General features: G+C 50.7%; 22 protein-coding genes. 10 read left to right on the forward strand and 12 right to left on the reverse strand.

Annotation, left to right across the window (positions count from 1 at the left end):
* Window positions 1-73: 73 nt before the first annotated feature.
* Together lolB and ACJ67_RS04295 are read right to left on the reverse strand one after the other, a co-directional pair.
* Window positions 74-706, reverse strand: a complete 633-nt coding sequence (lolB, locus tag ACJ67_RS04290; protein ID WP_049638019.1) for a lipoprotein insertase outer membrane protein LolB — start codon at window positions 704-706, stop codon at window positions 74-76.
* The gene (locus tag ACJ67_RS04295; protein WP_231587254.1) at window positions 706-2,412 is read right to left on the reverse strand and encodes a tetratricopeptide repeat protein; all 1,707 of its coding nucleotides are present in this window, start codon (window positions 2,410-2,412) and stop codon (window positions 706-708) included. The genes lolB and ACJ67_RS04295 overlap by 1 nt, the downstream gene beginning before the upstream one ends.
* Window positions 2,413-2,707: 295 nt before the next feature.
* Between ACJ67_RS04295 and ACJ67_RS04300 the strand changes: the two genes are divergently transcribed.
* From ACJ67_RS04300 to mutM, 5 genes are read left to right on the forward strand one after another with little or no spacing between them, the layout of a single operon-like run.
* Window positions 2,708-3,661 carry an ATP-binding cassette domain-containing protein gene (locus ACJ67_RS04300; protein WP_049638021.1) on the forward strand — a complete coding sequence of 318 codons (954 nt, stop codon included), beginning with the start codon at window positions 2,708-2,710 and terminating at the stop codon, window positions 3,659-3,661.
* A gap of 19 nt (window positions 3,662-3,680) precedes the next feature.
* On the forward strand, window positions 3,681-4,424 hold the full coding sequence (locus tag ACJ67_RS04305) for an ABC transporter permease (protein ID WP_049638022.1): 744 nt from the start codon (window positions 3,681-3,683) through the stop codon (window positions 4,422-4,424).
* Between the two features lie 30 nt (window positions 4,425-4,454).
* Window positions 4,455-5,849 carry a GldG family protein gene (locus ACJ67_RS04310; RefSeq protein ID WP_049638023.1) on the forward strand — a complete coding sequence of 465 codons (1,395 nt, stop codon included), beginning with the start codon at window positions 4,455-4,457 and terminating at the stop codon, window positions 5,847-5,849.
* Between the two features lie 25 nt (window positions 5,850-5,874).
* A complete protein-coding gene (locus ACJ67_RS04315; RefSeq protein WP_049638024.1) occupies window positions 5,875-6,783 on the forward strand; it encodes a DUF4340 domain-containing protein in 909 nt (302 codons plus the stop codon).
* Window positions 6,784-6,788: 5 nt separating this feature from the next.
* Window positions 6,789-7,649 (forward strand): bifunctional DNA-formamidopyrimidine glycosylase/DNA-(apurinic or apyrimidinic site) lyase, encoded by an 861-nt coding sequence (gene mutM, locus ACJ67_RS04320; protein WP_049638025.1) that lies wholly within the window; start codon window positions 6,789-6,791, stop codon window positions 7,647-7,649.
* Window positions 7,650-7,654: 5 nt separating this feature from the next.
* Here the strand turns inward: mutM and ACJ67_RS04325 are convergent, their stop codons facing one another.
* The 7 genes from ACJ67_RS04325 to ACJ67_RS04355 all read right to left on the reverse strand — a co-directional run bounded on the left by ACJ67_RS04325 (window position 7,655) and on the right by ACJ67_RS04355 (window position 14,586).
* Window positions 7,655-9,109 (reverse strand): sensor domain-containing diguanylate cyclase, encoded by a 1,455-nt coding sequence (locus ACJ67_RS04325; protein ID WP_049638026.1) that lies wholly within the window; start codon window positions 9,107-9,109, stop codon window positions 7,655-7,657.
* 129 nt (window positions 9,110-9,238) lie between these two features.
* Window positions 9,239-10,708 carry a sodium:solute symporter family protein gene (locus ACJ67_RS04330; RefSeq protein WP_049638027.1) on the reverse strand — a complete coding sequence of 490 codons (1,470 nt, stop codon included), beginning with the start codon at window positions 10,706-10,708 and terminating at the stop codon, window positions 9,239-9,241.
* A 127-nt stretch (window positions 10,709-10,835) separates the two neighbouring features.
* The gene (locus tag ACJ67_RS04335; protein WP_049638028.1) at window positions 10,836-11,279 is read right to left on the reverse strand and encodes a DUF2147 domain-containing protein; all 444 of its coding nucleotides are present in this window, start codon (window positions 11,277-11,279) and stop codon (window positions 10,836-10,838) included.
* A gap of 13 nt (window positions 11,280-11,292) precedes the next feature.
* Window positions 11,293-12,840, reverse strand: a complete 1,548-nt coding sequence (gene ubiB, locus ACJ67_RS04340) for a ubiquinone biosynthesis regulatory protein kinase UbiB (RefSeq protein WP_049638029.1) — start codon at window positions 12,838-12,840, stop codon at window positions 11,293-11,295.
* Window positions 12,841-12,842: 2 nt separating this feature from the next.
* A complete protein-coding gene (locus tag ACJ67_RS04345; RefSeq protein ID WP_049638030.1) occupies window positions 12,843-13,436 on the reverse strand; it encodes an SCP2 domain-containing protein in 594 nt (197 codons plus the stop codon).
* A 3-nt stretch (window positions 13,437-13,439) separates the two neighbouring features.
* On the reverse strand, window positions 13,440-14,207 hold the full coding sequence (ubiE, locus tag ACJ67_RS04350) for a bifunctional demethylmenaquinone methyltransferase/2-methoxy-6-polyprenyl-1,4-benzoquinol methylase UbiE (protein ID WP_049638031.1): 768 nt from the start codon (window positions 14,205-14,207) through the stop codon (window positions 13,440-13,442).
* Window positions 14,191-14,586, reverse strand: coding sequence for a gamma-butyrobetaine hydroxylase-like domain-containing protein (locus tag ACJ67_RS04355; protein ID WP_026295312.1), 396 nt, complete (start codon window positions 14,584-14,586; stop codon window positions 14,191-14,193). The genes ubiE and ACJ67_RS04355 overlap by 17 nt, the downstream gene beginning before the upstream one ends.
* A gap of 233 nt (window positions 14,587-14,819) precedes the next feature.
* Here ACJ67_RS04355 and ACJ67_RS04360 point away from each other — a divergent pair, with 233 nt between their 5' ends.
* Entirely contained in the window at window positions 14,820-16,775 is a 1,956-nt protein-coding gene (locus ACJ67_RS04360; protein WP_049638032.1) for a dynamin family protein, read from the forward strand.
* 82 nt (window positions 16,776-16,857) lie between these two features.
* Here ACJ67_RS04360 and rpoH read toward each other — a convergent pair whose 3' ends face one another.
* Together rpoH and ACJ67_RS04370 are read right to left on the reverse strand one after the other, a co-directional pair.
* Window positions 16,858-17,703, reverse strand: coding sequence for an RNA polymerase sigma factor RpoH (rpoH, locus tag ACJ67_RS04365; protein ID WP_082163909.1), 846 nt, complete (start codon window positions 17,701-17,703; stop codon window positions 16,858-16,860).
* Window positions 17,704-18,131: 428 nt separating this feature from the next.
* A complete protein-coding gene (locus ACJ67_RS04370) occupies window positions 18,132-18,581 on the reverse strand; it encodes a hypothetical protein (protein WP_049638033.1) in 450 nt (149 codons plus the stop codon).
* A 377-nt stretch (window positions 18,582-18,958) separates the two neighbouring features.
* Between ACJ67_RS04370 and ACJ67_RS14910 the strand changes: the two genes are divergently transcribed.
* From ACJ67_RS14910 to ACJ67_RS04385, 3 genes are all read left to right on the forward strand, one after another.
* Window positions 18,959-19,123: a hypothetical protein gene (locus ACJ67_RS14910; protein WP_197080664.1), complete on the forward strand. Its 165-nt coding sequence runs from the start codon at window positions 18,959-18,961 to the stop codon at window positions 19,121-19,123.
* 139 nt (window positions 19,124-19,262) lie between these two features.
* The gene (gene treZ, locus ACJ67_RS04380) at window positions 19,263-21,134 is read left to right on the forward strand and encodes a malto-oligosyltrehalose trehalohydrolase (protein ID WP_049638035.1); all 1,872 of its coding nucleotides are present in this window, start codon (window positions 19,263-19,265) and stop codon (window positions 21,132-21,134) included.
* Window positions 21,135-21,136: 2 nt separating this feature from the next.
* Entirely contained in the window at window positions 21,137-23,185 is a 2,049-nt protein-coding gene (locus ACJ67_RS04385; protein ID WP_049638036.1) for an amylo-alpha-1,6-glucosidase, read from the forward strand.
* 21 nt (window positions 23,186-23,206) lie between these two features.
* On the opposite strand, the gene ACJ67_RS04390 is transcribed toward ACJ67_RS04385, so the two are convergent.
* Window positions 23,207-23,815 carry a hypothetical protein gene (locus ACJ67_RS04390; RefSeq protein WP_049638037.1) on the reverse strand — a complete coding sequence of 203 codons (609 nt, stop codon included), beginning with the start codon at window positions 23,813-23,815 and terminating at the stop codon, window positions 23,207-23,209.
* Window positions 23,816-23,977: 162 nt separating this feature from the next.
* Here ACJ67_RS04390 and ACJ67_RS04395 point away from each other — a divergent pair, with 162 nt between their 5' ends.
* Window positions 23,978-25,171, forward strand: a complete 1,194-nt coding sequence (locus tag ACJ67_RS04395; protein ID WP_049638038.1) for a hypothetical protein — start codon at window positions 23,978-23,980, stop codon at window positions 25,169-25,171.
* Window positions 25,172-25,195: the final 24 nt, after the last annotated feature.

A 25,195-nucleotide genomic window follows, 5' to 3' on the forward strand; every position in this document is an offset into this window, starting at 1 on the left:
ACAGCCATTATCGACGCCATGGACTGAATCTTTAATCAGCGCATGACGGAAAACAGGGCAGGCTAAGGCGTGTTTACCAGTGTTGAATCACCAGTTTGAGGCGCACATCCTGCTGCTGCAGGCGCGTAGTGTAAGGTAGCTGCTCCAATGCCCCATTCAGTGCTGTCTGCTGGTAATCGCCGTAATTAATTTGCCATTGATCCTGCACCAGGCTGGCGGCCGCGCCACTCTCCAGGTAATTGGCCTCGAAGGGGCTGGCAGGGTGCGGAATGCCCAATATCCACTGGCTGAGGCCTGCCAACGGCAAGCGCCAGCCCAGCAGGCGTTCAGTCAGGCTGGCCACATCGGCTGCTTCGTGTTGTTTACCGCTCTGGTCGGTCAACGTCACGGTATGCGGTGTGCGATGAATCAGGGCCACTTGCTGCCCCAGCGGGCTGAAAATCCGCATGGTGTCTTCCTGGGCCTGATGCTGCCATTCCATGCGCGCCGTATAGCCCTTGCCTGCATATTGCACGGCCATTTTTGCTTCCAGGCTAAACTCTTTGACCTCCTGCAGGCGTTGGGTACGCTGCTGCGATGCCTTACTGGCCGTGGTTTGGGTGGTGGGGGCGGGCAGAGAGGCACAGCCAGCCAGAATGAACCCTAGCATCCCGGCGATGACCTGGCCGCCGGAAGGCAGCCTCCACTGTATCGGTATCGATGGCATTAAAGCTCAGACTTCAGTTTCTTTGCGGTAGCCATCAATACTTCGTTATCCGGATTGCTGGACAATGCCTGGTCCAGTATTTTTTGCGCTTCGTCGCGCTGGCCCTGTTTCCATAATACTTCTGCCAGGTGGGCAGCAATCTCAGGATCCTGCTGTATCGCATAGGCATGGCGCAGCTCTTCTGTCGCGCGTGCCAGGTCTCCCAGGCGGTAATAGACCCAGCCCAGGCTATCCATGATGTAATGATCTTCCGGTGAAAGCTTGGTGGCGGTTTCAATCAGGCTCTTGGCTTCCATGAGCTTGATGTTGCGGTCAGCATAAGAATAGCCCAGGGCGTTATAAGCGGCCGCCATGTCTGGTTTCATTTTGATCACCTTGTGCAAGGTGTCTTCCATGATGTCAAATTTTCCTTGTCGCTCGGCATTCAATGCATAGTCATACAGCAGTTCAGGGCTGTCGGGAAAGCTTTGCACAGCCTTGCCCAGCAAGGCATAGGCTTCATCGTTGCGCTTGGCCTGGTTCAGCATCAATGCCTGGTTCTGGATGACCAGCGCCTGCTGATCTGGTGTCAGGCCGTCAACATTGTCCAGCATGGTGATGGCGGCATCTATGCCATCACGGCGCGCGATAATGCTGGCAGCAGCGAGGCGGCCAGCCAGGAATTGTTCGCCTTCACCTATCTTGTCGAACCATTGCAAGGCGCGGGTATCATCCTTTTGCTCGGCTGCAGAACGGCCCAGGTTGAAATAGACTTTGTTTGGCTCCTTGAAGCCGACCTGCAGTGCATGCTCCAGACGCTGGTCAGCAAAGCTGTATTCTCTCGCGTCCAGTGCCAGCAGGCCGACAATCACATTCATTTCAGGATTGTTTTGATGACGCTCCAGCAATTTGGTGAATTCTACTTTGGCATCGGTGGTGTTTTTTTGTACCAGTAAGGCACGTGCCAGTGCCAGGCGAATCTGGTCAGCCTCGGGGTTTGTTTTTAAAAAATCATGATAGAAGGCTATCCCTTGTTGCGGATCTTTCTCGCTGAGCATTTGTCCGCGAATTTGTGCAGGGGCTTCCCAGCCTGGGCGCAATTTTGAAGCCTCTTTTAATTCCGTCTCCATCAGCTTTTCGTTATGGGCAAAATAAGCGGCTTGTGAAATGGCAAAGTGAGCTTCCGGTAGCTTGGGATAAGGTTTTGCCAATTGCTGGATTGCTTCCAGAACGGATGTTTTGTCCGTGACACGCATCATCAGGCTGTTGAGTTCCATAAAGGCGTTGGGGCGGATGCTATCATTGGCCAGCACCTTCTGGATTTGTGGCACGGCTTTTTTAAGATTGCCATTGGCAATTAACAGTTGGCTGGCGGCCTGGGCTGCCGGAATAGAGTCTGGTGCCAGTTCTGCCCACAGCTCTGCCGAAGGCAGGGCGAGTTGCGGGGTGCGCGCAATGGTGGCTGCCTGTGTGGCGCGTTCTGCCAGCAACGGGTCGCGCGTTTGTTTTGCCAAGTCCAGGAACAGCTGCCCTGCCAGTACGAATTCCCCACGTTGCGCAGCCACCTCTCCGAGCAGGTATTTGTAAACAAATTCAGCCGTGGGGGCGGTCATGGTGGGCGAACTGCTGGCCGACCAGGCCGGAGTTGCCAGTAATGCCAGCCAGAGCGCTACCGTCGTACGGCGCTTTGCGGTGGGTTTAAGCGTAAATCGGCTGGTGTGAGGCATACGGGATTCCTGTTTAATTGGTCTGTTGATGAACAGTGTCATGACTGTGATGTGAGGGTTGATATGCAATACTGAATTTTTGTTTAGTCCGTGACAGTTGCTGCAAGTTCATCCATAATGTGCGATTTGTAACTGAATTGTAATTGGCGGTTTGGCACGCGCTAAAACGTCATGAAGCAAGAGTGTTTTAGCACTATAACTTTTTGATGAAATCTTTGTCTAGGGATTTGCTGGTTAGCGCTTGCTTTGCCAGTGGTAAACAGTCATCTTTAGTGAGTAGGTGTGTGAAAGAATCATGGCAAATTTAACAGTAGAAGCAATCGAATTGACGCGTATGTATGGCGGCCGGGCCGCGGTCAGTGATGTGACGTTTAGTTTGCAGCAAGGGCAGGTGCTGGGTTTTCTCGGCCCGAACGGGGCTGGTAAGTCAACGACAATGAAAATGCTGACAGGGAACCTGGCCCCCAGTGCTGGTAGTGTCAGAATCTGTGGCATTGATATGATTGAAAACCCCAAGGAAGCCAAAGCCTTGATTGGCTACCTGCCGGAAATGCGACCTTTATATAAGGAGTTTACCGTTGATGAATACCTGACCATTGCGGCCAGGTTGCACAACGTTTCTGGCAAACACCTCAAAAAAGCCGTGGAGCATGCCAAAGAGCGCTGTGGCCTCATGCACATGAGCAAGCGCCTGATTGAGAACCTGTCTAACGGTTACCAGCAGCGTGTGGGCATCGCCCAGGCGATTATTCACAATCCTATGGTCGTTATCCTCGATGAACCAACCGTGGGTCTGGACCCGATCCAGATTCGCGATATCCGCGCACTGATCAAGGAAATCGGCCAGGCGCACAGCGTGATTGTCTCTACCCACATTTTGCCGGAAGTGGAAATGGTCTGTGACCATGTGCAGATTATCGATAAAGGCAAGCTGGTGTTTAATGGCGGCATCGATGTCCTCAAACAACAGCGTGTCGGTAACAAGCTACTGGTTGGTTTGCGTCATGCGCCAGAGGCATCACAGTTGGCCGCGATTGCCGGCGTGGCTGACGTCGAACCTGCGGATGGCATGTGGCGCATCCGTTTCCAGGAGGGGACGCAACCGCATGAAGCGATCGTGCAGGCGGCTGTGCAAAATGGCTGGGGCTTGTATCATATTGCGCCTGACCAGACCAGCCTGGAAGATGTGTTTGTACAGCTGACTTACCAGGAGCCTGAGACTGCGGCAGACCTTGCCAAGGCTGCTTAAGCGGAGTGAAAGATCAAGTATGTTGAATATTGCAAGAAAAGAACTCAAGAGTATGTTTGCCTCGCCTATGGGGTGGATTATTCTGGCGCTGTTGACCTTCTCGTTTGGCACCTATTACCTAAATGGTGTAAATAATTACTTTGAAGTCATGTCCGGCTCCATCCGCCCGGCTGAGCGCATAGGTGTGACCCAGTTTGTGGGGCAAACCGTGTATGGCCTGGCCTCGTTTATTATGCTGTTTGCGGTACCCTTGCTCTCCATGCGCCTTATCTCTGAAGAGCGCCGTAGCCAGACCCTGCCGTTTTTATTCAGTGCACCACTCTCTATCAGCGAAATTGTACTTGGCAAATTTTTAGGCCTGGTTGTATTTCTGAGCTTCCTGGTTGTTTATATTGCCGCCATGCTCTCTACGCTGAATATCTGGGCTGACATTGATTTTGGCTATATTTTTGCCAATTCTCTCGGCCTGTTACTGCTGGTGTCCAGTTTCGCTGCCTTGGGGCTTTATTTTTCCAGCCTGACTGCGCAGCCCATCATTGCCGGTATCCTTAGTTTTATTGCCTTGTTTGTGCTGATGATTCTGGACCGTTTTTTTGCCGGTGACCCCACCAGTACCATGCTCAAGTTTTCCCTGATGCGTCATTTCCAGTCTTTTGCTGGTGGTTTGATTGATACGGCTGACCTGGCTTATTTTGGCCTGTTTATCCTCACTTTTATTACCCTGACGATACGTCGTCTGGATGCAGATCGTTTGCGCGGCTAACCCCGCATTGTTGTCGAGTTTGAAAGCATTATGAAAATTAACCGTAAGTTTAGATGGCAATTGCTCGCACAAAACTGGATGTTTGTGCTGGTATTTTTGGCGCTGGTGGTGATGCTGGGTTATTTATCCAGCCAGTACCGCTGGGCCAAGGATATTACCCAGGCGAATCGCAATATCCTGACTCAGGGCAGTGTCAATGTGCTCAAGCAGATGGACGGTGATATCAACATTACCGTCTATGCTACCAATGATGATGCCAACAATGGCGATACTTTCCGCAAAGGCATGCTGGATTTTGTTGCCCGCTACCAGCGCGAAAAGAAAAATGTCTTTATCAAGTTCATCAACCCCTCTGAAGAACCAAAGCTGGCGCAAGAGGCTGGCGTGAAGGTCGATGGCGAGACGATTGTCGAATACAACAAACGCTCCGAACACATTACGCCACCGTTTGCCGAGCAGGAAATGACCAATCTGCTGGTGCGTTTGTCACGCACCAACAACCAGCCGGTCATGTATCTGGATGGCCACGGTGAGCGTTTGCTGCAAGGCCTGAAAAACCATGACCTGGGCGAGTTTGGCAAACAGCTGGAAAGTAAGGGCTTCAAGTTTGCCAACCCGGATCTGACCATTGCACAAGCGGTACCTGCCAACGGAGCCATGCTGGTGATTGCGGCGCCGCAGGTGGATATCACCGACGTTGAATCAAAAAAAATCAAGGCCTATATCGAGGGCGGTGGCAATGTGTTGTGGCTGCTGGATGATGATAATTTGCATGGCTTGCAGGAAGTGGCCGACTACCTGGGCATTAAAGTATCACCCGGGATTGTGGTGGACCGTGCGGCCGAGCAATATGGCGCGGATCCGAAAATGGCGTTTGCCAGTCTGTATGGCGATCACCCGATCACACGTAACTTCATGCTGCGTACCGTGTTCCCCGAGGCGCATCAGGTGGATGGCCAGGCGTCTGACGACCTGGGCTGGAAAGTCGGCCGGCTGATTGATGTGGCGCCTAATGGCTGGCTTGAATCAGACAAGATCCCTGCTGGCGCGCAAAACCTCAAGGTGCGTTTTGACCAGGGCAAGGATAAAGCCGGACCGATTAATATTGGTGTTGCGCTGGAGCGTACTTATGGCAAAAAAGGCCAGCGTGTGGTGGTGATAGGCAATGCCAATTTCCTGGCGAATACTTTTATTACCAATGGCGGCAATCTTGATCTGGGGATCAATATTATTAACTGGCTGGCGGGAGATGATCGCCTGATCACGATACAGCCAATGCCACTCAAGGATATCAATGTGACGATTCCGGCGACAGATCAGGGTCGACTGGTGGCCTGGAGTGTATTTCATGCGTTCCAATATTTTATTCCTTTAGGTTTGTTTGTGGCTGGCCTGTTGCTGTGGTGGAAGCGCCGCAAGGCTTAACTGCCAGGCTGGCCGGAGTCGTATTATGAAAAAAAGATGGATTCTGAATCTCTTGTTGCTGGTCGTTGTGGTTGGCATTGCTGCGTTTTTACACTTAAAACCACAAGAGCAAGCATTATCAGCCAGGTTTGAGGTATCCAACCTGAAGATGGCGGATTTTGAGGCGGTGAAAGCCGAGTTTCCCGCCAAGGCGCCGACGGTGTTTGAAAAGCAGGATGGATACTGGATGATGCGCAAACCTTATGCCGCACGTGCAGACCAGCCTTCAGTACAACGTATCATCTCTATCATTGCTGCCACGACTGCGACCAGGCTGCCATTGCAGGATGCGGCAAAATATGGACTGGACCAGCCTGTGCTAAAACTCACCTTGTCAGGTGCAAAAGGCGATCAAGTATTTACCTTTGGTACGTTCAATCCTGTCACTGAAGAGCAATATGTCGGTTTTGCCGGACAAGTGTATTTATTGCCTGGCCAATATGGAGAGGCTGCTTCTACACAACCCATTGAAATGGTGGATAAAACCCCATTGTCCCCGGCAGAGCGCAAGCAACTGGCTGGTTTTGACCTGGCTCACCTCGAGCAATGGGAAGAAAATGCCCTCAAGGTAGAGTTATCCAATGAAGGCAAGTGGTCTGCCAACGACCCCAAAGCAAAACCTACCCAGAACGATATGAACGAGTGGAGTGATTTTAGCTGGGTACAGGCACAAGCGGTTTCAGTAGAGTTTTACACCCCTGATCGCAAGCAGTCCTATCCTTCATTTGAAGTATTGTTGCGCAATGGTAAAAAAGTGCATTTTGATAAATTGCAGGAGTCACCGGAGTACCTGTTGGCACGCCCGGATGAAGGCATTATTTATCACTTCAGCAATGACACCGGCTTTACCATGGTCAATCCACCGGTCAATATCCAGACGCCAGGCAGCAAATAATTACCATGCCTGAATTGCCCGAGGTTGAGGTGACGCGACGAGGGTTGTTGCCTGTTGAAGGTGCACTGATTGAGCAGGTAACCATTCGTCATCACGGCTTGCGCTGGCCCATTCCAGCCGATTTGCCGCAGCATTTACAAGGCCGCCGGGTACTCAAGCTCAAGCGCCGTGCCAAATATATTCTCGCCGAAATAGGGTCCACGGAAGTGGAAGGTGTATTGCTGCTGCATCTAGGGATGTCTGGCCGTTTGTGTCTGCTGGAGCGCGATTTCCCCGCTGAAAAACATGACCATTTTGATATCCGCTTTGTTGATGGTCGCGTGATCCGTCTGCGTGACCCGAGGCGGTTTGGTGCCGTATTGTGGCTGGACCAGGACCCCATGCAGCATGTCTTGCTCAATAGGCTTGGGCCAGAGCCATTAGAGCCAGCCTTCAACGCGGATTATTTGTACCGGCAATTGCGTACCCGCAATGCAGCGATTAAAACCACCATCATGGATGCGCACCTGGTGGTGGGTGTGGGGAATATTTATGCCAGCGAGTCTCTGTTTCGTGCGGGTATCCATCCAGAAACACCCGCCAAGTCATTAAGCCTGGCACAATGTGAGTTGCTGGTGCAGGAGATTAAGGCGACGCTGAATGCAGCACTGGAGGCCGGTGGCAGTAGTCTGCGGGACTTTTTTGGGGCGGATGGTAATCCTGGCTATTTCCAGCAGACTTATTTCGTCTATGGCCGCACCGGCGAGCCTTGCCGTGTTTGCCAGCAAGCCATTTTCACGATACGGCTAGGACAGCGTTCAACCTTCTATTGCCAGGTTTGTCAGCCACGTGACACACGTGTTGCAGGTCGTGCCGCAAACAAGTAAAAGGCTTATTCTTCCTCATCCACCTCTGGCCTGATGCAGTTTCGCCCCGCACGTTTGGCGGCATACAAATGATGGTCTGCCCGCTCTACCACCTGACCCAGCAATTCATCCGTGTGCATTTCTGCCACGCCAGCACTCACCGTGATGTGTACAATTTCGTTATTGAAATGAAATTGCATGCTAGCAACCGCCGAGCGGATGAGTTCGGTAATGTCCCTGGCATGTTGTATATTGCAGCCAGAAAGTAGCAATAAAAACTCTTCTCCACCCCAGCGGCAGACCACATCCTCTTCCCGAATGTGGGATTTGATCAGATTCGCCACCCGGGTCAATACCAGGTCGCCCGCCTGGTGGCCATAAGAGTCATTGATTTGCTTGAACAGGTCAATGTCGAGCAACACAAGTGATACCGACTCATCGCGGCGTTTGTTGCGCGCGACTGCCTGCTTGAAATAGAACTCAAATACCTGGCGGCTGGTAACGCCTGTCAGTTTGTCCTGCGTCGCCATCATCTCCAGCTTGTCGTGGTAACCGCGCACGGCAAAGTGCGCCAGGGCCAACACAATCATGCTGATGACGACAGCGACCGCCAGGTTGATTAAGAAAGCAGTTTCGATACGTTCGGAGCTTGGGTCATTCACTTGCTCTACAATCAGGTACCAGTCAAATTCAGGCACCAGGCGGCTATTAAGGTATAGCGTATTACCACTGCTGGTTTTGAATGAAAACGAAGCACTGGGAGAGGTCAGCACTTTAAGAAACGCTTTGTCCAGCCCGGCTTTGTCCTGTAAATGCAACTCTGAACGATAGTGACTGCTTTGTAGCATGACTTCGCCTTGACGGTTCACGAAGTAAATTTCGCGCCCATAGCGCTTCTGGTAATTTTCGATCAGTTCAGCAACCGTTTGCAGCGATAAGCCTACCCCGATCACGCCAATAAACCTGCCGGATTTATCTTCAATGCGGTAGTTAACAAAAATGCTGAGCCGACGCTTGTCTGCGGTATCCCGATCTATATTGATGACGTAGGGACCGGCAGAGTTCTTCGCGTCAAAGTACCAGTGATCATCCGGGTTTTTGCTGGAAACACGTTTCAAGACGCCGCTAGGGTGATAATAGTTGCCAGAGCTTTCTGACACAAAAAAAGCGGTGATGGTGTTATATTTTTTCTGGATCTGCGCCAGGTAGCTGGTCATCTTGCTGGCGTCTTTCTCGCCATCATTGACCCAATCAAACACAAAGACATCATTTGCCATCAGGGACGAAATCAGCAAGGGTTGCAGTAGGTCGCGCTGAATTTCAGAGTAAATGTTGTCACTGGTGAGCGGTAACATTTCCTGTTGCAAACGTTCCGTCAAGGAGTCTTTAGCGACAAAGTAGCCAATCAGGCTGGTCGCGATAAAGCCGATGAGCACAATAGCGCTTAGAAGTAGGGTGTAGTGACGCTTGTTAACGACCATGAATATTTAATTTTCTCAAAACAGATGATCCCAGAGAAACATTATCATCAATATAAAATGACTTTATTTATTTGAAAAGTTGCCATTTTGGAGATGTATTCCACTGATTGCCAGGTGAGTGGGGCTGATTTAATGTGGATGACTGCGTGCTGCGTGTTCGTGCAAATAACCGGAAGGGCTATGAGGCGTTCCGCCAATCTTTTGTGGCAACAATGAGCCGATGACCATGGCTGCCGCACTGATCACCAACCCTGCCAGCTGTGCGGGTATCAGGCTGTCTTCGCCTACTAGTATTTCAATCAGTACCCAGCTGGCAATGCCGAAAATGATGGCCGCCAGCGCGCCCTGACTGGTTGCCCGCTTCCAGAATGCGCCAAAAAGCAAGGGGATAAATGCGCCCGCCAGCGTGACTTTGTACGCACTTTCCACCATGCCAAAAATAGACAGTTCGGAGTTCAGCGCGTACAGCAATACCATGCCTGCAAAGCCTACCAGGCAAAGCCGCATCACGCGCAGGAAGGCATGGTCATTCATCTGTGGCATAAACCCTTTCACCACGTTTTCGGCAAAGGTGACTGACGGCGCCAGTAAAGTGGCTGACGAGCAGCTCATGATGGCAGAGAGGATTGCACCAAAAAAGATGGCTTGGGCCAGTAGCGGCGTATGTGTCATTACCAAGGTAGGTAACACGCGTTGGGAGTCAGTGTTGACTAATGTGCCAAAAGTGGCCGGATCGATCAGGGTGGCTGCATAGGCAATAAACATGGGCACAAAGGTAAAACAGAAATAAATGCTTGCGCCAAAAATAGAGCCCCACAAGGCTATTCTGGCAGTTTTGGCCGAGGTGATGCGCTGGAACACATCCTGTTGCGGAATTGACCCCAGCATCATGGTCAGCCAACCACCGAGAAAGGTCAGCCAGACGCTCCAGTTTGTGGATTGCGGGAAAAAGTGCAGTTTGCCGGCATGACGTGCGTGATCGATCACAGGGGTGATACCGCCCGTCTGGTCAGAGACGATATTCGCGATATACAACAAGCCGCCGATGACCACGATCATTTGTACAAAGTCCAGAATCGCGACGGACAGCATGCCGCCTAATGTCGTGTAGGTCAGCACAATTGCCGTACCAACGATCATGCCAGTTTCTTCCGAAATGGCGCCATGACTGATCAGGTTGAAAATCAGCCCCAGCGCCTTGATTTGGGCAGCGACCCAGCCCATGTAGGAGATAACAATGGCTATAGTGGTGAGTACTTCTACCGAACGGTTATAACGCATGCGGTAGAAATCGCCCAGGGTCAGGATGTTGAGTTTGTACAGGCGGCTGGAAAAGAAAATGCCGGCCAGTATCAGGCACATACTGGATCCAAAAGGGTCAGCCGCCACCCCGGTCAGCCCTTCACGCACAAAGGTGGCTGAGACACCAAAGACCGCTTCTGCGCCAAACCAGGTGGCAAATACCGTGGCCATGACCACAGGCAGTGGCAAATGGCGGCCTGCGACGGCATAATCTTTGGTGTTGTGCACGTTTCTGGCGGCAATCAGGCCTATGCCTATTGAGACCAGTAAATACGCCACAACAAACCAGATCAGCACAGCCAGTTTCCTTTGATGGATTGCAAAAGGCCGATTTTAAAACAAAACCATCCCTAAGCATGGTTTTCTTGCAGGAATGGAGACTAAAAAGGCCTGAAAATCAGGCCTTTTTACAATTATGCACAATTTACTCTATCCGCTTCCAGGTCTGAGAGCGTCCCAGCAATGAAAATCCGATAAAGCCGCGCACTTCCAGCTCGTTTCCGTTGGGGCTCAGGGTCATTTTGCATTTGTAGGTTTTGCCATTTTCCGGGTCCAGGATTTCACCGCCCTCATATACATTGCTTTTGCTAGATGATTTCAAGTGTTTGGCTATTGTCATGCCCACAATTTTCTGGCCTTTACGTTCGTCAGTACACTTGTCGCAGACGGCATCGCCGGTGTCAGTCGCGAGTAGACCTTTTTCAACAACCGCATTGTATTCACCGGCATTCTCTGTGATACGTATCAGTGATCGCGGTTTGCCGGTACGGTCATCCGTGGTTTGCCAAAGGCCGACCAGGTCTGCCGCATGTAAGGAATAAGAGAGCAATAAGGAAACGATTGCCAGCAGTATTTTGATGTGGCGCATGGTTGATCTCCCCTTAGTGGTTAAATAGCAGGAACAAACTTGCAAATTGTATTAATACCAGCACGATGATGGCAGTGGTGGCCCACTTTTGCCAGGTTGCCTGTCGGTGCTGTGAGACGAGCAGCGCGTCAATGCGGTTTTGTTGTTTGCCAAGCTCGGTTTGGTTGCGCAAATATTGTTCAAACAAACGCGGCATTTCAGCGGCATGCGTCAGAATATAAGGAAGTTCTCGTTTGGCAGACTTGAGCAGACTGCGCCAGCCAATCTGTTCGCTCATCCAGCGTTTGAGGAAAGGTTTTGCGCTATGCCAAAGGTCAATGTTCGGGTCGAGTTCACGGCCCAGCCCTTCGATATTGAGCAGGGTTTTTTGCAACATGATGAGCTGTGGCTGGATATTGACACCAAAGCGGCGTGACATCTGGAACAAGCTCAGCAGCGTACGGCCAAAAGAAATATCCTTGAGCGGTTTTTCAAAGATCGGCTCACAAATAGCACGTACGGCGGTTTCAAGAGCTTCCACATTGGTGTCTGCCGGAACCCAGCCAGATTCAATGTGGGCCACGGCCACATCTCGGTAATCGCGGTTGAAGAATGCAAGAAAATTACGCGCCAGGTAATACTGGTCGGTGGGTGTCAGGCTACCCATGATGCCAAAGTCCAACGCAATAAATTTGCCTTTATCCGGCCCTTCGGTGACCACTTGGATATTACCTGGATGCATGTCGGCATGGAAGAAACCGTCCCGGAATACCTGTGTAAAAAAGATTTCCACGCCTTCGTGTGCCAGTTGGGTCAGATTAATGCCGTAAGCCGCCAGCGAGGCCGTATCGCGCACTGGCGTACCATGCATGCGCTGCATGGTCATGACTTGCTTGTGCGAGTAATCCCAATACACTGCGGGGACCAGCAGGCGGCGGTCACTGAAGTTGCGGCCTAATTGGGCGCAGTGTGCAGCTTCCAGCGTCAAATCAAGTTCATGCTCGGTATGGCGGGCAAATTCATCCACCATTTCTTCGGGTTTGAGGCGGCGGCCTTCGCTGGAAAGCTTTTTAACCCACCAGGCCAAGGTACTTAACAGGGCAATGTCGCGGTGAATAATGGCCGCAATGCCTGGGCGCAGTACTTTAACAGCGACCTGATCGCCACTGTGCAGCCTGGCAAAATGCACTTGTGCGACTGAGGCGCTGGCGACAGGCGTCGTATTAAACTCGGCATAGACGATTGCCAGCGGTGCACCAAATGCCTGATTGATGATAGCTTCAACCTGTGTATAGCTAAACGGGGGGACCTGATCCTGCAGCTTGGTGAGTTCGTCAGCGACATCTGGCGGCAGCAGATCACGGCGGGTGGAGAGCATCTGGCCGAACTTGACGAAAATGGGTCCTAGTCTTTCCAGTGCCAGCCGCAGGCGTACTGCGCGCTTTTCTGGCGCATGCCGCCAGAAAAGCAGTATATTGAGCAGACGGGAGGCGATTCCCGGCCGTTCATCACGGATAAAGAAAACATCAAGGCGGTACCAGATAAGTACACCGATAATATGAAAAAAACGTAACCAATGCATGCTTACTGACTTTCAGGAGGCGTGGCGGCAGCAAGCAGTTTCTCAACGCGCTGTTCCAGTCTGTCAGTGTCTTCACGCAGACGGTCAACAGAGCGGTTAAATTGCTTGATATGGATTTTTTTGGCAATGATGGGGCGTTCTTCCTGCCAGTATTCCACCAGCATTTCACCCAGATTTTTGGCCTGGCCGTGCCAGCGTTGCAGTTTTTCCTGCCCTAACTGCACGACTTGGTAAGCCGCAATGTCACCTACGATGTTGCTCAGGTCGTCTTCAACGTCCCAGCGGATAGCAGAGAGTATCTTGCCAACTTCCATGCCGAGAGTGGCATCGCCTTCAATTTTGATCAGGCTGTGTGCCAGCGGGTCTTGCCGCAGTAAGCGCATCGCCAAACTAGGTGGCAGATGTATGGTAGCGTCAGCGGTGGCCGAGTCGGCTGCAATAGCCAGTTCGCCGCTATTGAGAATTGTCAGCATCACTTGGGCGACCTTGAAGTCAATGCGCAGGTTTTTCTGTGCGTAGGGCTGTAACAATGGCGCCGTCCAGCTGTTTTGCTGCATCAGGTGTTGCAGCACAAATTGAATCAATGGTTTAAACATGGCTTAAAGCTTGATGCCTTTGTGCAGGGCAACAACGCCGGCAGTCAGGTTGTAATAATCCACTTTGCCAAAGCCAGCCTCATGCATCATGTGTTTGAGCGTTTCCTGATCAGGGTGCATGCGTATGCTTTCCGCCAGGTAGCGGTAGCTAGGCTCATCGTTTGCGATCCATTTACCAAATTTGGGCAGTAATTTGAATGAATAGGTGTCGTACAGTTTTTCCAATGGCTGCCAGACTTTTGAGAACTCCAGGACCAGCAAGCGCCCGCCCGGTTTAAGCACGCGTTGCATTTCACGCAACGCAACGTCTTTATGGGTCATATTACGCAAGCCAAAGGCGACGATCACGCAATGAAAAGTTTCATCTGCAAATGGCAGGATTTCGGCATTACACTGTGCGGCCGGGATATTGAGCCCGGCATCTATCATTCGGTCGCGGCCCACGCCCAGCATGGAGGCATTGATGTCGGTCAGGATCACAGTTCCTGGATTGACCGCTGATTGCGTACCTACTTTTTTTGCAAACAGGCGGGACAGGTCGCCGCTGCCGCCCGCGATATCCAGCACCTTGTCGCCTTGCCCAACCCCGCTGATATCGACCGCAAATCGCTTCCACAAACGGTGCATGCCAGCGGACATGACATCATTCATGATGTCGTATTTTTGCGCGACCGAATGAAATACCTCACCGACTTTTTTCTGTTTGTCTGACTCCGCTACCGTGTCAAAGCCAAAATGGGTGGTTTTTTCCTGATCAGTGTTTTGCTGCATGTATCGGTTCCTTACGGGTATGGCCAGCGATGGTCAGTTTAGTGACGTAGTCTTGCCACAAACTCTCATAATGTTGTGCCAGGTAGTACAAATAATCCCATGAATACAGGCCAGTATCATGACCGTCATCAAAGATCAATTTGATAGCATAACGGCCAACGGGTTCAATCCCGGTGATGTTCACATTTTCTTTGTCCAGCTGTAGCACTTCCTGACCTGCGCCATGCCCGCGGACTTCGGCTGACGGAGAGTAGACACGCAAAAACTCACAAGACAGCATGCACTCGGTATGGTTGTCGAAGTGTATTTCCAGCAAGTGTGATCCCTGATGCAATTGGATCAGGGTAGGGGTAGGACAATCGGGGTGAAGACCGCTCATAGCATTGAAGAAAGTCGTGGGTTGAGTCGATAACTTTGATTATGCGCATGATAGCAGATGCACGCATGCAACGCATGAGCCTAGGTTGTTGTATCTTATGGTTGATAATTCATTTTATTTGTGAATTAATAGCTATACCTACATGATTTATTTGAACTTTTATTATTTCATGATAGATTACTGTAAAACAGACAATCATGAATAGGTTACCTTATAACAATTAAGCAGGTCCTATGGAAAACAACAGACTGGCACAACAATTTGATTTGTACACACGCTGGCGTCAATCGATTGCTGATGTCTTAGGGGAGTATCGGCGCTGGTTGGCCGATAAACAGCTCAGCGATGTGCAGATTGAAGAGCGCATACAGCAGCAATTAAACCGCCTGCGTGAAGATAAGCTGAATGTGGCATTTGTCGCCGAATTCTCGCGCGGCAAATCCGAGCTTATTAACGCGATTTTCTTTTCCGGTTACGGCCACCGTTTGCTGCCATCCGGCGCCGGGCGCACCACCATGTGTCCTACTGAATTACGCTATGACAATGGCAAACCGGTGAGTTTGTCATTACTGCCAATTGAAACCAGCACCCACCAGATTTCCATTACTGAATACCGTCGTACGCCTCAGGCATGGTCTGTAGTTGAATTTGATGCGCACTCACGTGAAAGCATGGTGGAGGCCTTTAAAGAGGTGAGCCGCACGCGCCGTGTCACCGTAGAAGAAGCCCAGTCTTTAGGTTTATACCATCCGGAACAGCCGGATGATGCCATGCTCATTGGTCAAGATGGCTTGCTGGAAATCCCTTGCTGGCGCTACGCCGTGATTAATTTTCCACATCCTTTGCTCAAACAGGGTCTGGTGATTCTTGATACGCCAGGCTTGAATGCGATTGGTGCAGAACCTGAGTTGACCATGAGCATGTTGCCCAATGCGCATGCTGTATTGTTTATCCTGGGCGCCGACACCGGCGTCACCAAATCTGAAATGGAAGTCTGGCGCCGTTATATCAGTGGCGCACGCTGGAAGCAAAAAGGCCGCATGGCGGTGCTCAATAAAATCGATGGTTTATGGGACCCATTGAAAACTGACGATGAAGTCGAAACCGAGCTGTACCGCCAGTTGCAAAATACTGCCGAATTACTCGGCTTGCCGCGCGACCAGATTTTGCCGACCTCTGCCCAGAAAGGCCTGCTGGCCAAGGTGAAGGGTGACCAGGTACTGCTGCAAAAGAGCCGCTTGCTGCAACTGGAGAGAAACCTGTCTGACGAGCTGATCCCAGCCAAGCAGGAAATTGTGCGTGAAAGCATACAGGGCGAAATTGAAGACATGATGCAGCAAACGCGTATTACGCTGGAAACGCGTTTGCAAAGTGTGCTTGACCAAACGGACGAGCTGCGCTGCCTGCAAGGCAAAAACGAAGATGTGATTGCGCAGATGATGCGCAAGGTCAAGCAGGATAAGGTGAATTTTGAAGTGGGCTTGCAACGCTACCAGGCGTTGCGTAGTGTATTTTCTGTGCAGTCCAACCAGTTATTCCACCATCTGGGGATGCCAGCCCTCAAAACCAAGGTTCGTGAAACCCGCGATACTATGATGAAAGCGGCGTTTACTAAAACCATGCGTCAGGCCATGGATGACTTTTTCAGTGATCTCAAGCGCCGCATGATGGATGCCGATGTGCATGTGCTTGAAATCAAGAAAATGATGGAGGCCATGTATGAAAAATTCTCCAAAGAACATGGATTGCTGCAAAAGACGCCGCCACCATTCTCTACTTCACGCTATTTAAAAGCCCTCAATAAACTGGAAACGATTTACCGTGACCAGTTTAATACCACCTTCAATATGATTGCCCACGAAAAACTGACGTTGACCAGCAAGTTTTTTGAAACCCTGGCCAGTCATGTGATTCTGGAGTATGAAGCGGCAAACCGCGATACTGAGAGCTGGCTTAAGGCAGTGATTGCACCTATGGAAAGCCAGATGCGTGAACATCATGTGCAGCTTAAGCGGCGTGTAGAAAGTATCAAGCGTATTTATCAGGCGACAGATACGCTAGAAGAACGGATAGCCGACCTGGAGCAAGTGGAACTATCGATTCGCCAGCAACTGGCTGAACTGGATCAGCTCAATGGCAAAGCCATGTTTGCGTTAGCGCATGAAGAAGTGATCGTGCAAGCGGCCTAAAGGCACTTTTATCAATTCAACTTTCGTCGCCAATAAAAATAAAACCATGAAACAAAAACGGGTGCCTAAGCACCCGTTTTTGTTATTTGCTTTCCAGCATATAGGTTTTAATTTTCTGCATCGCTTTTTGCTCAATCTGGCGGATACGCTCAGCCGACACATTGAATTCTGCAGCCAGCTCATGCAAGGTGGCTGAATCACCTTCGGTCAGCCAGCGTGCCTGCAATACGCGGCGGCTACGCTCATCCAGTTGCTGCAATGCGTTGCTTAAGCCTTCAGTCTGCATGTGCTCATTCTGCAGATTTTCCAGCAGCGTAGAAGGCTCAGGGCCTTCATCCTCCAGGAAGGAAATAGGGCTATATACTTCTTCGCCATCTTCATCGACCTGCGCATCCAGTGAAATTTCCTGGCCATTGAGACGGTATTCCATCTCGGTCACTTCTTCCGGTTTCACATTGAGCTCAGTCGCAATGCGCTGTACATCATCCTGGCTCAGCGTTTCAAAGCCTTGCTTCATGCTGCGCAAATTGAAAAACAGTTTACGTTGTGCCTTGGTGGTCGCGGTTTTCACCAGCCGCCAGTTGCGCACAATGTATTCGTGAATCTCGGCTTTGATCCAGTGCATGGCAAATGAAACCAGGCGCACGCCACGATCAGGGTCAAAGCGTTTAACCGCTTTCATCAGGCCAATATTGCCTTCCTGAATCAGGTCAGATTGTGGCAAGCCATAACCGCTGTAACCACGCGCAATACTGGCGACCAGACGCAAATGCGACACAATCAGTGCGCGCGCAGATTCCAGGTCACCGCTTTCTTTCAGGCGGGTAGCGTAACCATACTCTTCCTCTGCCGTGAGCACTGGAAACTGCTTGATGGTCTGCAGGTATTTATCCAGGCTGTCAGCCGATGAAACAACAGGTAAAGTCAAAGCGTTAATAATAAACTCCTTAAAAAAAAGAAGATGCTTAAAATGATTTTAGCACTCAAAGCATGAGAGTGCTAGCCTATTTGAAAGTTCCAGAGGATTTAGATAAGAGCACTTTATTTTCCTGTCATTTTGGAAGTGGGAGCGGTTGCGGAAAAATAGGCGGATACTCGTCAGGCGGACAGGAGACTGCACTTTGAGCAGAGGTGAGTAAGGAATGTAATAAAAAAAGGTGCAAAATCCTTGCCCTGATAAAACAACGTTCTGAACAAGGGGCATTCCAGGCGCATCATTTATAAGACGCGTGTTGAAAGCGAACGCTTATCAATCGGTTGTTACGGTTAAAATTAATGAAGTCAGCAAGACTATAGAATAGCAATCCTGGCTGACTTCTTCCTTACACAGCAGTGTTTTGGGCAATCATCAATGCATTAATCTTTACCATGGCCGTGGCCACGACCATTGCCAGGGCCACCACCTTTACCGGGCCCGCCTCCATGTCTGTGATCGTCATGATGATCCCATCTGTCAGGGCCTCCAGGTCTACCTGCATGCGCATTGTAGCGAGGGACGTAGACATTTTGATACCAGCTGTCTTGCACAAAATATACTTGTCTACCGCATGCGCCATAATTTCCACAATAACGGCCCCATTTTTTCATATGGCCGGGGGGTACATGTAAATACAAAGGCGGTTGTACGACGGCGACTGGTGGCGGCTGGATGATCACTGGCTGGGGATAAATGACTTGAGGCGCGGGGTAGGCATCCCCAAGAACGATTTGCCCATAAAAGCCAGGCTGGCCGACTGTCACGGCCACGCCTGCACTGGCAGTCATTGAGCCCGCCATCAGTAATGCACTCACCAATAAATTTTTCATGATTTGTTCGCCCTTATTTAAATGAACACGCTTTAAAACGCATAAAAGTTTTACGCGCTGACATTCTAAAAAGCGGGTTGTGTAGAGGGCAGTCTCATCATTCTGATAGCGATGTCAGAATGTTCTGACGCAAGCGAGGGACTTTTTCCGGTAGATTTTTGCATGAATTTCAACGACCAAGTCGCAAACCTTAGTTCCATTTTAGAAGCGCTCAGTCTTCCGGTTTCTAATGAATTTCTGACAAGGCAATCAGCCATGAGCGGATAATTTTACGGCTTATCGCGTTTTAACATGGCCTCACACATTGCTTAATTCACTTTAAATTTCCGGATATCGGTGCAATGTGGCGGTCATCCGGAAGCGAAAAGGAGATAGTTATGGCTTCAAATCAAAACAGTACCCGTGGAGGCTCTAGTGAACAACATGCAAAAGCTGGTAGCCAAAGCCACAAGAACCAAGGTAGTAACCAAGGGTCTTCCACCCGCGGTGGTTCCAGCCAACAACACGCCAAGGCTGGTAGCCAAAGTCATAAAAATAGTTAATTGATGACGATGCCCGGCGAAGCATTGCTTCACCGGGTAATTTTTTGAGCTGTCGTGCCAGCCATTGACCTTCATGGAAGAAGGCAGATGGCTTACCTTCATTGCAATGCGTGACCTCATAGGAAAGCGGTGATAAGCCATGATTAGACGGTTCCCTATCGGTGCAGAACCTCATCCGGAAGGTGGCATCCACTTTCGTATCTGGGCGCCTAAGGCCCATACACTTTCCCTCGTATTAAACGATCATCTTACCTCACCAGTGAGGTTGCAGCCTGAGAGCGATGGCTATTGGTCGGTGCTATTGCCTCAAGTCCAGGCGGGCGATAAATACCAGTTCCAGATCAATGATGACACATGCTTGTATCCTGATCCTGCTTCGCGATACCAGCCGGCAGGGCCACATGCAGCTTCTTGCATTGTCAATTCTGCGTTGTTCCCTTGGACAGATGGCGCATGGACTGGCCTCCCCTCTGGTCGGCATGTATTGTATGAAATGCATATTGGGACTTTTACGGAAGCAGGGACCTATGAGGCCGCAGCAAAAGAATTAAAAGAGTTGGCGCGGCTGGGGATTACAACCATAGAGCTGATGCCGGTGGCAGAATTTGATGGCGATTTTGGCTGGGGTTATGATGTGGTGGGCTTTTTTGCACCTTATCATGGTTATGGCACGCCCGATGATTTTCGTGCGTTTGTGAATGAAGCCCATGCCCAGGGCATGGCAGTGATCTTGGATGTGGTCTACAACCATGTCGGTTCAAGTGGCGCTTATTTCAGCGTTTTCAGTGACCACTATTACTCGGAGCGCTATAGCAGCGACTGGGGGGCGGCGATCAATTTTGATGGCCCAGCATCGGCTGCGGTGAGGGAGTATTTCATTGCCAATGTCTGCTACTGGATACAAGAGTTTCACCTCGATGGCTTGCGCTTTGATGCCACCCATTTTATTCATGATGCGTCCCCGGTACATATCATTGCAGAAATGGTCAACCGCGCCAGGCAGGTGGCGGCGCACAAAACACTTTATTTCATTGGTGAAAACGAGTCCCAGCAGGCATCTGCAACCGCGCCTGTTGACCAAGGAGGCTTTGGCCTGGATGCAGTGTGGAATGATGATTTTCACCATGCAGCCAATGTCGCTGCACGCGGCAAGCGCGAGGCGTATTTTCACGATTACAAAGGTAGCGCACAGGAACTTATTTCACTGATTAAGTGGGGCTACCTGTACCAGGGGCAGTATTACGCCTGGCAGAAGAAAGTACGTGGCACACCTGTGCTGGACAAAGCAGCAAGCTGTTTTATCCATTATCTGCAGAATCATGATCAAATCGCTAATTCCGGCTTTGGCAAACGGTTGCATCAGCATATCCATCCAGGTGCCATGCGTGCCATGACGGCATTGTTATTGCTGGGGCCGCAAACGCCCTTACTGTTTCAGGGGCAGGAGTTCGGCGCTTCTGCACCTTTCCTGTTTTTTGCCGACCATGCGCCGGAAATGGCTGCCAGCGTAGAGATTGGCCGGACAGAGTTTCTATCGCAGTTTCCAAGCTTGCAAAGCCCCTTGAGTCTTGCCTATATGCACAGGCCAGAAACCCGCAAAACCTTTGAGCGTTGCAAGCTTGATTTTACCGAGCGTGAACGGCACGCAGGTATTTATCAGTTGCACCATGACTTGCTGGCCTTGCGTCGCGAAGATCCCGTATTCGCCGACCCTTACAGCATTGATGGTGCCGTCTTGTCTGAAGACGTGTTTCTGATGCGATTCTTTGCTGAGAGTCCTGATATGGACCGGTTACTCGTCGTGAACCTGGGTATAGATATGTGGTGTGAGTCCATCGCAGAGCCACTTCTTGCCCCCACAGCCCATTGCCAGTGGCAACTTATCTGGTCAAGCGAGCATCCCAAATATGGCGGGGAGGGGATTCATGGTATTGATTTGAGCCATTCTTTTGTGATTTCGGGTCACTCGGCGCAGGTGTTTATCGCTGTCACGAGTGCTGTGGAGGGTTGAGCATGTCGTCTTTACAAATAAACCGAGTGTTGCAAATCCAGGATGATCCTTATGCATTGCTGAGCCAGGAGTGGCTGGTGACCAATGGCTTGGGCGGCTATGCTTCAGGGACCATTTCTGGCGCCGTGACCCGGCGTTACCATGGGTTCTTAACAGCCTCCTTACCTGCGCCGCTAGGCCGTATTGTCATGTTAAATCATCTTTCCGAGCAGGTGATCCGTTCGGATGGCATGCGTATTGACCTCACTGCCGAGGAGTTTAGCGGCCGTCGGCTGCATATGCCGGGTTCTCAATATTTAAAGGAGTTCCGCCTTGAAATGGGGTTGCCAATCTGGCGCTATGATATGGATGGGGTGATTCTTGAGAAACGGGTGCTGATGCCTTATGGGCAGAATACTGCCCACATTACTTACGAACTGATTGAAGGTGATCTGCTGCAACTTGAACTGCGGCCTTCTATCCACTTCCGTCCTCAGGAGGCCACAGTAGATCGGGAGTTCGCCAAGGATTACACGCTGGTCGTTAAAGACGACCTGTTTGAAATCCACGGTGGTGACCCTTATCCTCCGGTCCGGCTCTGTATTTGTGGCGAGCATGCTATTTTTATCATGGACAGGCGCAAACATTCGGATATTCACTTCCGCGTCGAAGAAGCGCGTGGCTATCCGCATACTGGCCATCACTGGAGCCCGGGCGCGTTTGCGTTGACCATGGTCAAGGGCAAGCCATCTACCCTGATTGCCTCGACCGAATCCCTGGAGGTCATGCGTTCAAAACTGCCGCAGGAAGCCAATGAGGTGGAAATTCGACGTAGACAGGCGTTATTGCAATCTGCTTCGCCAGTGTTGCAACACGGCATGGGGGCAGAGCTTGTCCTCGCAGCAGACCAGTTTATTATCACACCGGCAGGCAGACCCGATGAGTCTGTGAGCGCGAAAGCTTCTGGCAGTGACGCCAGGACCATTATCGCTGGCTATCACTGGTTTACCGATTGGGGACGCGACACTATGATCAGCCTAGAGGGCTTGACCCTGGCAACTGGCCGCCAGCAAGAGGCAGGGTATATTTTGCGCACGTTTGCCAATCATGTGCGTGATGGCCTTATCCCCAATATGTTTCCCGAACACGATAAAACCGGCGTGTATCATACGGCTGATGCCACGTTGTGGTTTTTTCATGCCTTGCATCGCTATGTTTCCGCCACGCAAGATAGAGAGACTTTGCGTGCCATCTTGCCCAAATTGATTGATATCGTGAAGCATCATTTACGTGGCACGCAATTCAATATTGGCATTGACCCTGCCGATGGTTTGCTGAAACAGGGCGCAGAAGGCTATCAACTGACCTGGATGGACGCTAAGGTTAATGGATGGGTGGTGACGCCCCGCCGTGGCAAGGCCGTGGAACTGAATGCGTTGTGGTATAACGCGGTGCGCCTGCTGGCTACCTGGATCCGCCAGGAAGATGGCGAACACGCCACGGCGTGGCTGCAAGAGGTCGCCGAGCAAGCCTATGACTCATTCAATACACGGTTCTGGTATGCCAAAGGCGGTTATTTATACGATGTTGTCGATGGCGAAACCGGAGACGATACTGCCTGCCGGCCCAACCAACTGCTCGCGATCTCGCTTGATCACGAAGTGCTGCATCAAATCAAATGGCAGCCGGTGTTTGAAACTGCAAAAAGGGAATTACTGACGCCTTATGGCTTGCGTTCTCTATCCAAGGACCATCCAGACTATAAGCTGGCGTATGTGGGGGACCTCATGGCCAGGGATGCCGCTTACCATCAAGGTACCGTCTGGGGCTGGCTTATCGGCCCCTATATTGACGCCTGGTTAAAAGTAGACCCTGACGCCGGGCCACAAGCGCATCAGTTACTTCTGGATTTTGACCGGCACCTGAATGAGGCCGGCATAGGCACCATCAGCGAAGTGTTTGATGCCGAAGCGCCTTACACCCCAGGCGGCTGCATTGCGCAAGCCTGGAGTGTGGGTGAGGTCTTGCGTTGTCTGGCTAAAACCGCCTCTCCACCCACTCTCATCCAGTAACTAAAAGTGTCCCTACTCGCTTTACTTATTGATATTCCTGATCGCCATCCAGCCTGATTCGTGCATGCAGGCCACGAAAGCGCGTTTATAGGTTTGTGTCTTGTAATCCGGCAGATATGTCGGCCCCAGTTTTTTCTCACAGGCGACCTGATCCCGTTTTAACTGTTCAGGAAATGCCCCCATTTTCCACCACGAATTAATTGAATACTCCACGTCAGGGCCGTCATTAATCGTGCTGTGTGGCGCGGCCTCTGTCGCAGGCTCTTTTGCCGGAATTGCTTGCACTGACGTCGGCGCAGTCTTAGCGGCAGTAGCTTGTGGTTTTTTTGCAACGGCCGCTGACTCTTCTTTTGCGATTGAGTCTTTTGATAATTCAATAAAAGGACTAGATTTAGTCTGCGTCGCTTCGCGATTATCAGTGGCTTCTATGGTCGCAAACAAGGGGTCAAACGCATCTACCTTTGGTTTTTTCCAGCCATGCTCAGCGAGGCAAGCTGAGAGCTGGTCCCCACTGCCGCGGCAAGCCTGGTGCGCGCGGTCTATTTCCTGCTGGCTACCGCCTTGCTTGTAAGAAAGCTCTCCACACCCCGTTAATAAAGCGATTAAACCTACGTAAGTTAAAAGACGCATTGCGAGTCCTGTTCATGATTTGGTATGCGCAGTCTAGCGGGCTTTGACTGACATCGCCACTACGCAAATTGACGTATTTGTCCTACACACCCCTCTCGTTAAGCTGAGCGCAAGTTTTGATCAACTGTGATTGTTTGAATTTAACGAGAAAGGGAGTTTTTGATGAACAACTTGAAAAAATGTGCCTTACATACTGCAGTAGTAATGGCTTGTGGCCTGGGTGCACAACTGGCAAATGCAGGTGCCACCATCAGCTTTGGTGAAGATAAGTATATCAGTGCTGGCTTTGGTTTTATTACCAGTTATAACTCTGTTGAAGATGCAGCCAACAACGGTAGCGATCGTTCAAAAGATTTCACGCTTGACAGTGCACGTTTGTATTTGTCTGGCTCTTTCAATAAATACATCAAAGGGATGCTGAATACCGAAAAATCTGGTGGTGGCTCCGCTGGTAGTAACGTAGAAGTGATTGATGCCAACGTCCAGTTTCAGTTGACGCCAGAAGTTGCGATCTGGGCAGGCCGTTTCCTCTCACCTAGTGACCGCGCCAATATGGCTGGCCCATACTACTCTATGGGTGGTGGCTATTGGGCAAATATCGCGTCACGCTACGGCTGGAACGGTGGTGTGATTGGCCGTGATGAAGGTGTCGCTGTGGTGACAAGTTTCCTGGAAGACCATCTGGCAGTTTCATTTGGTGCTTTTGAAGGCGATAACATTTTCCGTTTTAGCGGTCCAGCAGGGGCGCGGTTGGGTGCTCAAGAGAGTGCCACTGTTAAAGATAACCTGATGTATGCGGGCCGTGTGCAATATAACTTCTGGGATGCTGAACCAGGTTATTACGGTACAGGTAATTACTTTGGCGCAAAAGATATCCTGTCTATTGGTATTGCTGGCCGTATGAAGAAAGATGGCGCAATCAGTTCAATTGCTGGGGTGGTCGGTGATTATAAGTCCTACAGCGTTGACTTCTTGTTAGAGAAGAAAGATGTGGGTCCAGGTACATTCTCCGCAGAGGCAGCCTACTACTACTACGATACAGACAATGTCTTCCTGGCTGAGCAAGGGCATGCTTATTCCGCAGGTTTGGGCTATCTGTTCAACGAGCCTGTTGGCTGGGGTAAGTTCATGCCTATCGTTCGTTACCAGAAATTTGATGCGGATGGTTTGACCAGTGGCGCTAGTGTAAATACACGCCGGGATGCCGATACCAAGCGTTTCGAAATTGGTGCCAACTACGTTATCGCTCCTTACAACTCTGTGATTACCGCCACATACGGCAAAACAGATGCACCTACAACAACTGGATCCACAAGCGATAACTTCTTCAAAGTCGCATTACAGATGCAGTTCTAATCAACACCTTATAACCCTTTCCCA

It is taken from the genome of Methylophilus sp. TWE2, from assembly GCF_001183865.1.
GTDB lineage: Bacteria > Pseudomonadota > Gammaproteobacteria > Burkholderiales > Methylophilaceae > Methylophilus.

Coding starts and splice junctions, on each gene's coding strand:
- lolB (WP_049638019.1), bottom strand. CDS start 706: ATGCCATCGATACCGATACAGTGGAGGCTGCCTTCCGGCGGCCAGGTC.
- ACJ67_RS04295 (WP_231587254.1), bottom strand. CDS start 2,412: ATGCCTCACACCAGCCGATTTACGCTTAAACCCACCGCAAAGCGCCGT.
- ACJ67_RS04300 (WP_049638021.1), top strand. CDS start 2,708: ATGGCAAATTTAACAGTAGAAGCAATCGAATTGACGCGTATGTATGGC.
- ACJ67_RS04305 (WP_049638022.1), top strand. CDS start 3,681: ATGTTGAATATTGCAAGAAAAGAACTCAAGAGTATGTTTGCCTCGCCT.
- ACJ67_RS04310 (WP_049638023.1), top strand. CDS start 4,455: ATGAAAATTAACCGTAAGTTTAGATGGCAATTGCTCGCACAAAACTGG.
- ACJ67_RS04315 (WP_049638024.1), top strand. CDS start 5,875: ATGAAAAAAAGATGGATTCTGAATCTCTTGTTGCTGGTCGTTGTGGTT.
- mutM (WP_049638025.1), top strand. CDS start 6,789: ATGCCTGAATTGCCCGAGGTTGAGGTGACGCGACGAGGGTTGTTGCCT.
- ACJ67_RS04325 (WP_049638026.1), bottom strand. CDS start 9,109: ATGGTCGTTAACAAGCGTCACTACACCCTACTTCTAAGCGCTATTGTG.
- ACJ67_RS04335 (WP_049638028.1), bottom strand. CDS start 11,279: ATGCGCCACATCAAAATACTGCTGGCAATCGTTTCCTTATTGCTCTCT.
- ubiB (WP_049638029.1), bottom strand. CDS start 12,840: ATGCATTGGTTACGTTTTTTTCATATTATCGGTGTACTTATCTGGTAC.
- ACJ67_RS04345 (WP_049638030.1), bottom strand. CDS start 13,436: ATGTTTAAACCATTGATTCAATTTGTGCTGCAACACCTGATGCAGCAA.
- ubiE (WP_049638031.1), bottom strand. CDS start 14,207: ATGCAGCAAAACACTGATCAGGAAAAAACCACCCATTTTGGCTTTGAC.
- ACJ67_RS04355 (WP_026295312.1), bottom strand. CDS start 14,586: ATGAGCGGTCTTCACCCCGATTGTCCTACCCCTACCCTGATCCAATTG.
- ACJ67_RS04360 (WP_049638032.1), top strand. CDS start 14,820: ATGGAAAACAACAGACTGGCACAACAATTTGATTTGTACACACGCTGG.
- ACJ67_RS04370 (WP_049638033.1), bottom strand. CDS start 18,581: ATGAAAAATTTATTGGTGAGTGCATTACTGATGGCGGGCTCAATGACT.
- ACJ67_RS14910 (WP_197080664.1), top strand. CDS start 18,959: ATGGCTTCAAATCAAAACAGTACCCGTGGAGGCTCTAGTGAACAACAT.
- treZ (WP_049638035.1), top strand. CDS start 19,263: ATGATTAGACGGTTCCCTATCGGTGCAGAACCTCATCCGGAAGGTGGC.
- ACJ67_RS04385 (WP_049638036.1), top strand. CDS start 21,137: ATGTCGTCTTTACAAATAAACCGAGTGTTGCAAATCCAGGATGATCCT.
- ACJ67_RS04390 (WP_049638037.1), bottom strand. CDS start 23,815: ATGCGTCTTTTAACTTACGTAGGTTTAATCGCTTTATTAACGGGGTGT.
- ACJ67_RS04395 (WP_049638038.1), top strand. CDS start 23,978: ATGAACAACTTGAAAAAATGTGCCTTACATACTGCAGTAGTAATGGCT.